The following is a 13,807-nucleotide window of genomic DNA, read 5'->3' as shown; positions in this document are numbered from 1 at the left end:
GTAGCGGGGCCCGAAGAGCCGCCCACCCCCCCTCCGCCCCTTGTCCAGCAGCCGGTGCAACCGACTTGCGTGCGCCGGCCGGAAACCTCCCGAAGGGCTCATCGCGTTGCGTCACTCATCGACATCGGCCGATTCGATCTACCCGCGGCCCCTGGAGGCCTACGGATGGTCCCCTGAGCTCGACGACCACTTCTCCTCAGTTGCCGACGCCTCCTGGGTGCCCGGCCGGGTCATCCGGGTCGACCGGGGCCGTTGCGACGTCGTGATCGCCGACGGCGAGTCCGAGGTGACCGTCGTCCATGCCGACACCGGTCCGGTCGCGGACCCCGACCCGATGAAGATGCCCTGTACGGGCGACTGGGTGGCGGTCCAGGCCGGCGCGGCCGGCACGTACGTCCAGGCGGTCCTGCCGCGTCGTACGGCGATGGTCCGCTCCAGCGCCTCCCAGCGCTCCGAGGGCCAGGTGCTCGCCGCCAACGTCGACACCATCGGCGTCGTCGTGGCCCTGGACACGGAGCCGGACCTCGGCCGGATCGAGCGGTTCCTCGCCCTTGCCTGGGAGAGCGGAGCGCAGCCGGTGATGGTCCTCACCAAGTCCGACCTCGCGCAGGACGCGGACAGCGTCCGTGAGACGGTCGAGCAGGCCGCGCCCGGGGTGGACGTCCTGGTCGTCAGCGCCACCACCGACGACGGCATGGACGTCCTCGCGGCCGTTCTGACGGGGACGAGCGTCCTGGTCGGACAGTCGGGCGCGGGCAAGTCCACCATCGCCAACGTGCTGATGGGACGCTCGGTGATGGAGACCCAGCAGACCCGGAGCGACGGCAAGGGCCGCCACACCACGACCACCCGGGAGCTGATGCCCCTGCCGGGCGGCGGGGTGCTGATCGACACGCCCGGTATTCGCGGCGTGGGCCTGTACGACGCCTCCGACGGCCTGCAGCAGACGTTCTCCGAGATCGAGCAGCTCGCCGAGGAATGCCGGTTCCGGGACTGTGACCACGTCGCGGAACCCGGCTGTGCGGTACGCGAGGCCATCGAGGACGGCATGCTGCAGCAGCGCCGCCTCGACAGCTACCACAAGCTGCTCCGCGAGAACCAGTGGATCGCCTCGCGGAGCGATGCCCGCCTGCGCCAGGACCGCCTCAAGGCGCTGAAGACGCAGGGCAAGGAAGGCATGGCCAACATGATCGCGAAGCGCGGCTGACGCGAGGCGACGGCCTGGTCGGAACACCGGGCGGCCGCAGCTCGGCCGCCCGGTGTTCCGATCCGACAAGTGCATGGGCACCCTGTGGTGTCAGCGGTGACCCGCGTACCGGCTCGGCCACGGCCCTGCGGTGCGCGGTCCGTTCGCGTCCCACCTCGGTGACGGTGTGCCCGCACGTGCCCGATGCGGTGTTCGAACCCCATGGCGGCCCCGTCGCCTGTGGTGAACACCGCTTGGCCGACGGGCAGTTGTCTTCATTCGTCCCCCGAGCAAGGGAATGTGCCCATGACGTCCGACCCTGTGGTGCCCGCCACCACGATCCGCCCCCGACGCACGGGCGCCGCGCCGTCAGCGCGCGCCCACGCCAGGCTCGCGCTGACCGCGGCCGCCGTCGAGGGCCTGGCCAAGATCTCCGGCGGCCGCGCCCTGGAGGAACTGGTCGCCCTCACCGCGGCGTCGGCATTGGTGGTCGGCGCTGCGGAGCACACCGACGAGCCGGTGGTCGCCGTGTCCGGCCCGGCCGGGCCGGTGCTGGCCGGCATCGGGCGCGCCGCCGGGGCCACCGTCGGCGATCTGGTCCGGGCCGCCGACGCGGCACTGCGGTCGGCGCCCGTGGTCGCCGACGAGGAGGCGGCGCTCACCGGCGCGCTGCTGGTCGGCTCGGAGCGGGTCGGTGCCGGCCCCGCTGCCCGTGAGTCCCGGCCGGACGTCATCGAGCTGGGCCTGACCGAGCCCGGTGCGGACGGCATACGCGAACTCGTGGCCGAGGCCGGACCGGATCGCGCCGAGGCGTGGTTCCTGGACGTCCTGCTGCGGTCGGTGTCCCGTGTCCTGGCCGGATTCGTCGATCCGCACGGCCCGGCCGCGGCGCTGCCGTCGGCCGCTGCCGAGGATACGGCGGCGGCCCTCGTGCTCGGCCGACGCGGCTTCGAACCGCAGGGCGTCATCACGACGCTGACGGCGCCGATCGAGGAGGCGGTCCGCGCACACCCGGACCGTACGGCCGTCGTAGCCGGTGCCGAGACCCTCACGTACGGCGAGTTCTGGCAGGCCGCGCAGGCCGTGGCGGCTCGTCTGCACGCAACGGGCATCGGACGGGGACACCGGGTGGGTGTGCTCACCGGGAAGACGATCCACGCCGTGCCGGCGATCACCGGCACCCTGCTCGCGGGCGCGGCCTACGTGCCGCTCGACCCCAGGTCCCCGGCCTCGAGGCTGGCCGAGATCCTCGACGACGCCGCGTGCGCAGCCGTCCTGGCCGCGCCCGACCTGCTCACCGGGCTGCCCGTCGGGCTGACCGCCCCGGTGATCGACATCCAGGCCGCGGTCGCCGGCCCCGCCGCCGAGCCCGGGACCCTGCCCGGGCCGCTCCCGGACGACCTCGCGTACGTGGTGTACACCTCGGGGTCGACCGGCAGGCCCAAGGGCGTGGAGATCCGGCACCGTGCGATCGCGAGCTACGTGCACTGGAAGCGGCGCAACCACGGGCTGGACCTCGACACCAGGCTGCTGCAGCTGCCCTCGCTGGCCTTCGACAGCTCGATCGCCGACCTGTTCCCGGCGCTGGCCTCCGGCGGGCGCCTCGTCCTCGCGGACACGCACCAGCTGCTGCCCCGTCAGCTGGCCGAGCTGGCGCAGCAGCACCGCATCACCCACCTCACGAACGTCCCGAGCCTCTACCGGGTCCTGCTGGGCGAACTCCCGCGTGCCGCGGCCTCACTGCGCGCCGTGACGGTCGCCGGCGAGGCCACGACGCCCGATCTGGTGCGCCGCCACCACGAACTGCTGCCCGGAGTCCGGCTGATCAACGAGTACGGCCCGACGGAGAGCTCGGTGGGCGCGACCGCGTTCGACCACGGCACGGACGCCGGCCCCGGCCTCCCGATCGGGTGGCCCATCGCCAACACCGTCGCGACCGTCACCGGCGCCGACGGCCGGGCCCTGCCGATCGGATTCGTCGGAGAGCTCAGGCTGGCGGGACACGGCCTCGCGGACGGATACCGCAACCGGCCGGAGCTGACGGCGGGGGCCTTCGTGGCCGACACCGAGGCGCCCGGGGGACGCAGCTACCGTACGGGGGACCTCGTCTGGTGGCGTCCGGACGGAATGCTGGAGTTCACCGGGCGGGCCGACGACCAGGTGAAGATACGCGGCCACCGGGTGGAGCCCGGTGAGGTGGAGAGCGTGCTGGGCCTGCTGCCGGGAGTCCGCCAGGCGGCGGTCGCCGTGGTGAGCGGCCCCGACGGCGCCCCGGCGCTGGCGGCCTGGCTGGAAGCCGTGGACACCACGGTGGAGGAGATCAGGGCGCGGGCCAATGCCGCACTGCCGCCCGCGATGGTGCCGACCTCCCTCACGCTGATCGACGCGCTGCCGCGGATGGTGAGCGGCAAGATCGACCGGGGTGCCCTGGTGCGTCTCGCCGCGGCCGGCGCCGCCCCGGCACCGGCGTCCGCCCCGACGCGGACGGGAGCGGGAGGCGACGGGGTCGAGGCGAAGGTCGGAGCCGTCTTCGAGGAGGTCCTCGCCTCCGGCCCGGTCGATCTCGACGCGGACTTCTTCGACGAGGGCGGGCACAGCCTGCTCGCGATCTCCGTCATCGACGCCATCGAGAAGCAGCTGGGCGTGAGCGTCGACATGGGTGACTTCTTCCTCACCCCCACGGTCCGCGAGGTCTCCGCACTGGTACGGAGGGCCATGCAGGACCAGGAGGCGTAGCCGCGCCGCCACCACGCACTGTGCCCGGGGCTGGGGAGCCCCGGGCACAGTGCGTGGTGTTCCGGCTGTGCGGGTCGCCGGCTAGCCGATCAGGCGGGAGCCGACGGACCGGCGCATGGCACGGGACTTGCGCAGGTCGTGGGTGACGTTGACGCGCTTGAGCCAGCGGTCGGTGCCGTCGTAGCGCGCCTGGAAGGCGCTGCGGCTGTGCACCACCCGGTGGTTGTTCATGAAGACACAGCTGCCCGCCTCGAGGGGGCAGTCGGTCAGGCCGGCGTCGAGCAGCTTCGCCGCCGCCTCGAAGGCCCGTACGGCCTCGGGGTCCTCCTCGGGAGCCGACATGTGCGTCGCGTCGAAGCACAGCAGAGGGTGGGACCGGGAGCCGGTCAGCATGGGCACCAGGCCGAGCCCGTCGATGAGGCGCGCGATGTTCTCGAACACCAGCCGGTCCTCGTCGGTGCGCACCGTGTTGTTCTCCGGCAGGTGCGACTTGTCGGGAACGATGCGGAACCGGTTCTCGAACAGGACGTCGAGGACGTCCTGGGGCAGTACCGAGAAGTCCGCCTCCGCCACGGTCACCGGCACGGCGTCCGGATTGCGCAGCGCCGACAGGATGATGTAGTCGGCGCGGTAGGGGTGGAAGGCGTCCTCGGTGTGCAGGGTCAGCGGTGTCTTGCTGCCCGTGCCGAGCAGCTCGCGCTCGTACTGGCGGATCGGGAACACGTCGTTGACCAGGTGCCCGTCCTGCTGGGTGGCCCAGCCGAACGGTTCGCCGAGCAGCGAACCGTAGAGGAGGACGAGGATCTCCTCGGGCAGTTCGCGGTGGATCCGGGTCTCGTCCTTCCAGTGCGCGGGCGTGGGCCCGATGCGCTCGTCGTCCACGAGATGCCCGTTGACCGAGCAGAAACCGCGTGCCTGGTCGAGGGAGAAGGCACGCAGAAAGCGGCGGATCCGCACGGGCAGCCCGGCCGTGAGCAACGGGAGCTCCTGGAGCAGCCGTTCGTCGTCGGCCGCGCGGTACTGCTCGGCCAGACGCAGTGTCAGTTCGGACACCTGGCGGGCCTCGGCCGCGGTGAGCCGCAGCTCCGCCCCGGTCCGGGGCCTGATGGACGTCGTCATGGTTCATCTCCTCATGGGAAGGGCAACAGGTCGGGTCAGTCGTCGAACCGGAAGCCGCCGAAGGCCCGGTGTGCCGGGGCCGCTTCGGGGCCGGACTCCGCCGGGTCCCCGAGGAGGCGCGCCACTTCGTCACCGAGCCGCCGGACCATCCGCTCGGCGGTGTCCGCGGCGTAGCGCGCGGTGTCGTACTGGAGCAGCAGGCGCATGCCGTCCACGTGCTCGACGAACTGGAAGGACAGCTCGAACATGCCGACGCGCAGGGGTATCGGCCCGCCACGCAGGGCGATCCCGCCCGGCGCGCACGGCCCCGTGTCGATGCGGGGATACAGGGCCACCCACACGTCGAAGAAGGGCATCCGTCCGGGGGAGCGCGGGGGAGCGAGCGCCGCGACGAGCGTGTCGAAGGCGACCTCGCTGTGGTCCACCGCGTCCATCGTGCGCTGCGCGACCTGCCGGACGAAGTCGTCCGCCGAAGTCCCGTCCCGGACCTCCAACCGCAGGGGGACGGTGGCGATGTGGAAGCCGACCGCGTCGTCCGCACCGAGCCGGGCCCGCCGGTCCACGGGGGTCCCCAGACAGATGTCCGAGCTGCCCGTGATCGCGGCGAGGGTACGGGCGACGGCGGCGGCCAGCGGCACGAACGGGCCCGCGTGGTGCCGCCGGCCCAGCTGCGTGAGCTGTCGCAGCACATCCGGACCGATCTCCTGCACGGCGATGCCGGTGGCGCTGCCGGCCTGCTCCGTCCGCAGGCCGCGCACCGGGAGGGGCAGCGGCGCCGGAGGGGGCAGGAGCACGCGGCGCCAGTGGTCGAGCGCGGCCTCCTGACCGCTCGAGCGGTGAACGGGCCGGTCCCGGGGCGGCAGGGCGGCAGCCGGATCCGCGTAGGCCGCCACGAGTTGCGCGGCGAGGATCTCCAGGCTGCGTCCGTCGCACACGAGATGGTCCGCGAGCAGCAGGAGCGACCACCGGGCGTCGTCGCGCAGGAACAGCGTGGTCCGGGTGAGCGGGCCGGTCGACGGGGCGAACGGCATGGCGAGGCGCTCGTCGACCAAGGCGTCGAACCGGGTGTCGCCCCCGTCGGGCCCGCGCAGGTCGACGACCTCCAACGGCGGGACGTCGTCGGTGACCACCGCCCGCGGTTCGCCCTGGGCCTCGACGAAGACGGTCCGCAGCGCCGGGTGGTGCCGGGCCAGGCCGGCGAGCGCGGCCGCCAGCCTGTCGGCGTCCACGGCACCCTCGCCGTCCAGCAGACAGGGCACGGTGTAGGCCCCGGAGTCGCCGTCCCCCCGCTGCCGTTCAAGCCACAGCCAGCGGGTGGCTTCGGCGACTTCGGCCCCGGGCAGCTCGGTGTCGGGCCGGTGGCGCGCGGGGGCCGGCTCAGCGGGTTCCACGGCACCGGGGACGGGGCCGGCCAGCCGGGACGCGAGCAGCTCGGGCGTGGCGGCGTCGAAGACGTCCCGTACGCGGACCCGCACGCCGAAGGCCTCTTCCACGGCCACGGCGAGGGTCAGCGCGGACAGGCTGTGTCCGCCGGCGAGGAAGAAGTCGGTGTCCGGAGTGACGTCGTCCAGTTCGAGTGCCGTGGCGAACAGCTCGCACAGCCGCTGCGTCGGGTCGGGCTCGGTCGGGGCCGCCCCGTCCCTGAGCCTGAGGGCGGTGTCAGAAGTCATAGTGGCTGTCGCTCCAATCAGAGCCGGGTGTTGCGGACGGGCCGGGGGCCGGGGGCACGGCCGGTGACGGGGCGCCGGCGGGCGGTGCGTACTGGCCGGTGGCCAGGCCGCGCAGGACCGCGGCGACGTGATCGGCGTAGCCGCCGGCCTCCGACTCGTCGAGCAGGTTGTCGTCGTAGGTGAGGTCGAGGTGCAGGACGTCGCCCTTGACCCGTGCGTAGAGCCAGAGGTCACTGGTGGCGGGCAGATCGTCCACCAGCAGGTCCTCGACCACGTGGCTCTCGGGGCGCAGGCCTGCGTTCTCCCAGCTCACGCCCAGGTCGAGCAGCAGGCTGCGGCCCGGTGCCGCGCGCAGCGCCAGCCGCTGCGCAAGCACGTCGAACGGCAGCCGGGAGTGTTCGTACGCCTCGACGAGCCCGCTCTGGACCCGGGGCAGCAGCTCGCCCCCGGTCATCGCGTCGTCCAGAGTGACCCGGAGGGGAACCGCGTTGACCAGGTAGCCGATCAGCGCGTCGGCCTCGGGCCGGTGGCGGAGTCCCGCGGCGAAGCCGACGACGAGGTCGGTGGCCCGGGTGCGCTGGTGCACGGTGAGGGCGAACGCGGTGACCACCTGCGCGAACGGGGTCCCGGGGGCATCGCGGAGCACGGCCGCGGGAAGGGACCGGCGGACCAGTCCGGTCCGGCCCCGGCGGCTACGGCGGCGGGCCGGGTCCACGGGATCGGGCCCTTCCGCGACGCCGCGCAAGCGCTCCCGCCAGAACTCCACCTCGAGCTCCGCCTCGGGCCCGGCCAGCCACTCCTGCTCCTCGCGGACCCACTCCTGGTAGGTGTAGGGGAGCCGGGGAAGCCGGGGCGGCCGGCCCGCGACGGCCTGCTCGTACGCGGTGAACAGGTCGCGCAGCAGCACGTCGACGCTCGCGCCGTCGTAGATCAGATGGTGTGCGGTGACGGTGAGCAGATCACCGCCGACGGGCCCTGCGAGCAGCCGCACTTCGAACAGCGGCGCCTTCTCGAGGGCGAAGCCGACCCGTCGGGCGTCGTGCAGCGCGGCCGCAACCTCCGGACCCGAGGGGTCCGCACCGGGCAGGTCCACGACGACCAGCGGTGCGCCGTCCGGCAACCGGTCCAGCACGGTCAGCTCCGCGTCCGTTCCCCGGGGCAGGACCTGCGCGCGCAGCATGTCCTGGCGCTCGACGACGGCTTCGAGGGCGCTGCGGAGCGCTCCGGCATCGAGCCGGCGGCCCAGCCGTACGAGGTCGGAGATGATGAACGTGTCGGAGCCCGCCCACCGTGAGGTCAGCCAGACGCGGCGCTGTGCCCGGGAGAGCGGGAGGAACCCGCTCTCCGAGGACGCCCCCGCGGCCGGGCCCAGCTCCGCTGCGGCCTTCGCCGACTGCCCTTCCAGTGCCGTGGTGAGCGCGGCGACGGTCGGGAAGTCGAAGACGGTGCGCACCTTGACGTGCAGGGCGTGCGCGATGCGCGCGGCGGCCAGACTGTGGCCGCCCATCTCGAACAGGTTGGCGTCCGGGTCCGTGACGGGACGCTCCAGAACCTGCGTCCACACGTCGGCGACGTGCTGCTCGGCCGGGGTGAACGGCCGGGCGGCAGCAGGGGATTCCGCGGTGGCCAGGGCCTCGTCGGGCGCGGGCAGCGCCCGGCGGTCCAGCTTGCCGCCCGCGGCCACCGGCAGGGCGGGCAGGTACACGAAGGCGGCGGGCATCATGTAGGCGGGCAGCCGCTCCGCGAGGTGCCGGCGCAGCGCCGCCGGCTCCGCCTCCCCGACCACGTAGGCGACCAGCCGTGGTTCGGCGCCGGTCGTCGGGAGCACGGCGGCGTTGCGCAGGCCGGGGGCTTCGGCGAGGACCGCGGCCACCTCGTTCGGCTCGACCCGGTTGCCCCGGATCTTGAGCTGGTCGTCGACCCGGCCCAGGTACTCCAGGCGTCCGTCGGGCAGCCGGCGGGCCAGGTCGCCGGTGCGGTACATGCGTTCTCCCGGGCGTACCCGGCTGGTCACGAACCGGGCCGCGGTCAGCTCCGCGTCGCCGAGGTAGCCGCGGGCCAGGCCTGCTCCGCCGATGCAGATCTCGCCAGGAGCCCCCAGCGGCACGAGCATGCCCCGCTCGTCGAGCAGATCCACCCACTTGCCGGGCAGCGGGCGGCCGATCGAGGCGTCGCCGGAAGCGGTCCCGGACCATGTGCCGGGCGTGTCGGCGGCCCCTGTCGTGACCACTGGGTCCAATGTGGTGACCACACTGTCCTCGGCCGGGCCGTACTCGTTGAACAGCTCGGCGCCGGGAAGGACTTCGGCATGCCGGGCGGCGAGCGCCCGGGTGACCCGCTCCCCGCCGAGCACGACCTTGCGCACCTCGCGGAACGCCGGGCCGACCTCGTCGAGCAGCATCCGGTAGAGGCTCGGCACGAGCATCACGTGCCGGACCGGGTGCTGCTGCATGATCGCGGCCACATCCTCCGGCGTGAGCAGCTGCTCCCGGGTGACGATCACCATGGGCGCGCCCGAACCGAGCGCGCCGAACACGTCGGCGATGCCGGCGTCGGCGTGGATCGGATCGACCTGGAGGATCGCCCCGCCGGCGCCGAGGCCGTAGTGGTCGATCTGGAACCGGACGGAGTTGACTATGCCGCGGTGCTCCACCATGACGCCCTTGGGTGTTCCGGTGGAGCCGGAGGTGTACACGACGTACGCGAGGTCGGCGGGGCCGGCGGGCCGGAGCGGCCGTGGCTCGTCCCGGACCGCAGCGGCCTCGGTCGCGTCGCCGACGGTCACCGTGGGCAGGCCTTCGGCGACCGTGGTCCGCGTGAAGTCCGCCGAGGTGACGGCGGCGACCGCGCCGCTGTCGCGCAGCACTCGCGCGATCCGGGCCGGCGACTGCTGCGGATCGAGGGGAAGGAACGCCGAACCGGTCTTGAGGACGGCGAGCAACGCGACCGGCATCCACTCGGAGCGCTCGCACAGCACCGCGACCACGCGGTCGGGGCCGGTCGGCGCCAGCGCGGCGATCCGGGCGGCCAGTACATCGGCCCGGCGGTCCAGCTCGCGGTAGGTCAGGACACGGTCGCCGCAGGCGACGGCCGGGTCCTCGGGTGCGCGCTGCACCTGCGCGAGGACGAGGTCCAGGAGGGTGCCGGTGGACTGCGCGGCGGAGGGGATCTCCCCGGTACCGGCCGCGATGAGCGCGGCGCGCTGTGCCTCGGGCAGCAGGGGGGCCGTGCCGACGGGGGCCCCGGGGGCCTCGGCCAGAGCGGTCAGGAGGTGGTCCAACTGGCCGGCGAGCCGGTGCGCCGTCCCCGCGTCGAGTACGTCCTCGCGGTAGGTGATCGCCACCTCGATCGGACGGTCCGGGCCGGGTTCGCCGAAGCTGAAGGCGAGGTCGAACCCCTCCGCGCCGTTGTCCAGGCGGATGTGTTCGGCTGCCGGGCCCTCCTCGGTGCCCAGCGGGTCCGTACCGGAGACGGCGGCCTCGACCAGCACGTCGAAGAGCGGATTGCGTCCCGCGATGCGTTCGCGCCCCAGGGCCTCCACGAGGTCCTCGAAGGGGTACTCCTCATGGGCGCGGGCCTCCCGCGCGTGCGCCGCGACCGCCGCGACCACATCGGTGAAACCGAGCTCCGGACCGATCGGGGTGCGCAGGGCGACGGTGTTGACGAACAGCCCCACCGAGTCGGCGAGTTCGGGACGGTCCCGGCCCGAGACGACCGTGCCGAGCACGATGTCGTCCGCCCCGCTCCAGCGCATCAGAAGGACTCGGACGGCGGCCACCAACGCCGTGAACGAGGTGGTGCCGAGCTGCCGGCACAAGTCCTGCACGGACCGGGTCGTGCCTTCGCCGAGCGTCAGCCGGACCGTGCCCGCCGCCGAACTGCGCTCCGCCGGACGGTTGCGGTCGAGCGGCAGGTCGACGCGCGGCGCGCCGTCCAGGACGCGCCGCCAGAACGCGCTGCTCTGCGCGTCGTCCCCGCGGGCGTGCTGATCGAGCGCGTAGGCACCGTACTGCGTGGGATCCGGTACCTGGGCCGTGCCGTTCAGGAACCGCTGGAGGTCGCGCAGGATCACCGCGAACGACCAGCCGTCGCAGACGCTGTGGTGGACGGACAGCAGGAGCGTGCCGCCGGGGCGCCCGTCCTCGACGAGCCAGTGGGCACGCAGCAGGGGGCCCTCCGCCGGGTCGAACACGTGGCGCTGCTCCGCATCGGCGATGCGCCGCAGCAGGCCAGCGGTGCCCCCGGCGTCCGACCGGTGGACCTGCAGTGCGGGCCGGGCCCGCTCGGGAGCCAGGACGATCTGGCGCAGGCCGTCGGGGTCGGTGCGGAACACGGTGCGCAGGGCCTGGTGCCGGCGCACCGTCCGCTCCAGGGCGTCCGCCACGTCGGCCGCCTCGGGGGAGCCGGGCAGCCGGAAGGCCTCCACCATGTTGTACGGGCGCAGTTCCCCGCCCTCGTACTGCTCGAGGAACCACATCCGGCGCTGGGCGTTGCTCGCGGGGACGGGTTCCGGGGTCTCGGGCCACGGTGTCCGGGCGGCGGGGGCCGCGGGCCCGTCGGCCGCGGCGCGGCGCAGCAGCGCGCCGAGGCCTTCGGGCGTGCGGGCGGTGAACACGTCGCGGACGGTGATCGCGCCGCCGCCGGCAGCCGCGCCGAGCCGGCCCGCCAGGACGGCGGCGGTGAGGCTGTGGCCGCCCGCCGCGAAGAGGTCCTCGTCCGCGGCGCGCGGCGCGGTGCCGAGCACGTCGGCCCAGATCCGGGCGGCGGTGCGGTCGGCTTCGTCGTCGGGCTGCCAGACCTGTCCGTCCAGGCCGGCCACATGGGCCAGGATGGCCACGCGGTCGATCTTTCCGTGCAGGGTGACGGGCAGCTCGTCGAGCCGCAGGATGCGGCCGGGGACCATGTAGCCGGGCAGGCGCAGCTCCAGCCGGCTGCGCACGTCGGCCGGTTCGAGTCCCTGGTCCGAGGTGTAGACGGCCACGACGGTGGGCGGTCCCGAGGGAGCGGTGAAGGGAAGGACCGTGGCGGTGACGATGCCCGCGACGGAGCTGAGGGACGCCTCCACCTCGCCGAGCTCGACCCGGTTGCCGTGGATCTGGATCTGGTTGTCCCGGCGGCCCAGGAAGACCAGCTCGCCCCGGTGGTTCCAGCGGCCGAAGTCGCCGGTCCGGAACACCCGGACGCCGGGGTGCGCGGGGAGCTCGCAGAACCGCCCCGGGCCGGTCGGTTCGTCATCGGCGTAGCCACGGGCCACGCCGGGGCCGAGCACGTGGATCTCGCCGGGGACGCCGGGCGGTGCGTGGTCCCCGTGGGGGGTGAGCACCAGCACGCCGAAGCCCTCGGAGGGCCTGCCGACCGGGACGGTGGTCAACTCGGGGAAGGCCGAGCCGGGGCAGGTGAAGGTGGTGGCCTCGATGGTGGCCTCGGTGGGCCCGTAGAGGTTGCCGAAGGTGCCCACGCGCAGCCGGTCCGCCAGCCGGGGCAGGAGCCCCGCCGGGATCTCGTCGCCGCCCAGCAGACAGATGCGGACGTCTTCTGCGGCTCCTGCCGGCAGACCTTCGGCCATCACGGCGAGCAGGGAGGGGACGCAGTTGATGACGTTGACGCGCAGGCGTCGCGTCGCCGCCCAGAACTCAGCGGGCGAGAGCGTCTGGGGTGAGCCCATGACCACCACGCAGCCGCCCGCGGCGAGCGTCGTGAAGATCTGGTACGTCAGGGCGTCAGAGGTCACCGCGGACAGCAGGGCGCACCGGATCTCCTCGTCGAAACCGAGGAGCTGCCCCGAGGTGAGGGTCTTGTGGGCGAGCTGACGGTGGGTGAGCGCCACCGGGCGGGGCAGGCCGGTCGATCCGGACGTGAAGAAGAGGATGGCTTCGTCGTCGGGACCCGGTGCGGCTGCCGCCCCCGGACCGTCGGCGGTGGCGAGGGCCTTCGGGGACACCACCGGGATGGCCACCTGGCCGGGCAGTTCGTCCTCGGCGGAGATGGCGCAGACCGCTCCGCTCAGGCGCAGCTGACGGGCGACCCGCTCCGGCGGGTGCGAGGGGTCGAGGGGCACCATCGAGGCGCCGGCCCGCAGTACCGCCAGCACCGCGAGCACGAGTTCGGGGCTCTTCGGCAGCAGCAGTGCGACCCGGTCACCCGGCTTCACCCCGTGGTCGACGGTGAGCGACCGCGCGGCCCGCGACGACCGCAGCGCCAGCTCCCGGTGGCTCCACACCCCGTCGTGGTCGGACACCGCCTCGCGGTCCGGGAAGCGGTTCGCGGCGTCGTCGACGATGCCGGTGAGGGTCGCGTCGGCGAAGTCCGCCACGACGGGCAGGCCCGACCACCGCTCCAGTTCGGCGCGCTGTGCGGGACCGAGGACGTCCAGCTCCGTGACCGGCCGCCGAGGTGAGCGGCCGAGTTCCGCGAGAGCGGCCGCCGTGCAACGCAGCAGGGCTGCCGCGGCCACCGGCAGCTCGCCGTCCGCCTCGGCGGTCAGGGTCAGCCGGCCGTCGGCCCGACGCAGGGTCAGACACAGGCCGACCGGCTGCAGCAGCTTGCCGCCCGCCTCCTCGCACACGACGCCCAGCCGGCCGAGCGCACGGCCCACGGGCACACCGGCGAGCTCCAGACGGGAGGCGACCGCCTCCCGGTCGGGCCAGGCGAGGGGCAGGGCGGATTCGAGTTCGGCGTGCAGCGCCATCAGGAAGGCCGAGGCCGGTGCCTCGCGGTCGAGGGGTGCGCAGAGCGCGAGCTCGCGCGGCACCGCGTCCGTGCCGGTCCCTGCGCCCGCCCCGGGCGGCGAGGTGGGCACGGGCACGAGGATCACGTGCCCGGGTTCCTCGTCGAGCGCGGCCAGCGCGAGCCGGGTGGCCGCGACGGTCAGCAGCAGGAGGCCGGTCGCGTCGCCGCCCGTCAGGGCGTCCAGCCGCTCGGTGACTGCGGGTTCCAGGACGCATTCCGGCGTGTCTCCGTCCGGGGACACGACATCCAGGAAGGGAACTCCGCGGCCGGCCACCAGCCGGGCGAGCCAGGATTCACTCAGGGCATTGTCACTCAGCATTTTGTACGCTCACCCAATACCTTCGATGGTTCCGACGAACATGGTGTC

5 protein-coding genes are annotated in these 13,807 nt (G+C 73.8%); 2 read left to right on the top strand and 3 right to left on the bottom strand.

Annotated elements, in window-relative coordinates; all coding sequences use genetic code 11:
- The first annotated feature begins 106 nt into the window (after positions 1 to 106).
- The gene (gene rsgA, locus IF09_RS0117830) at positions 107 to 1,207 is read left to right on the top strand and encodes a ribosome small subunit-dependent GTPase A (protein ID WP_030296821.1); all 1,101 of its coding nucleotides are present in this window, start codon (positions 107 to 109) and stop codon (positions 1,205 to 1,207) included.
- A gap of 285 nt (positions 1,208 to 1,492) precedes the next feature.
- Entirely contained in the window at positions 1,493 to 3,922 is a 2,430-nt protein-coding gene (locus tag IF09_RS0117825) for a non-ribosomal peptide synthetase (RefSeq protein WP_051832608.1), read from the top strand.
- Between the two features lie 81 nt (positions 3,923 to 4,003).
- Here the strand turns inward: IF09_RS0117825 and gntD are convergent, their stop codons facing one another.
- From gntD to IF09_RS0117810, 3 genes are read right to left on the bottom strand one after another with little or no spacing between them, the layout of a single operon-like run.
- Positions 4,004 to 5,041, bottom strand: a complete 1,038-nt coding sequence (gene gntD / locus IF09_RS0117820; protein WP_030296818.1) for a guanitoxin biosynthesis L-enduracididine beta-hydroxylase GntD — start codon at positions 5,039 to 5,041, stop codon at positions 4,004 to 4,006.
- Between the two features lie 35 nt (positions 5,042 to 5,076).
- Complete coding sequence (locus IF09_RS0117815; RefSeq protein WP_030296816.1) at positions 5,077 to 6,711, bottom strand: condensation domain-containing protein; 1,635 nt, start codon at positions 6,709 to 6,711, stop codon at positions 5,077 to 5,079.
- Positions 6,701 to 13,759 (bottom strand): non-ribosomal peptide synthetase, encoded by a 7,059-nt coding sequence (locus IF09_RS0117810; RefSeq protein ID WP_030296815.1) that lies wholly within the window; start codon positions 13,757 to 13,759, stop codon positions 6,701 to 6,703. Before IF09_RS0117810 ends, IF09_RS0117815 begins: the two co-directional genes overlap by 11 nt.
- Between the last annotated feature and the right edge of the window lie 48 nt (positions 13,760 to 13,807).

Origin of the sequence: Streptomyces katrae (assembly GCF_000717655.1) — a bacterium.
GTDB classification, from domain to species: domain Bacteria; phylum Actinomycetota; class Actinomycetes; order Streptomycetales; family Streptomycetaceae; genus Streptomyces; species Streptomyces katrae_B.
This window is presented reverse-complemented; position numbering and strand designations above follow the sequence as displayed.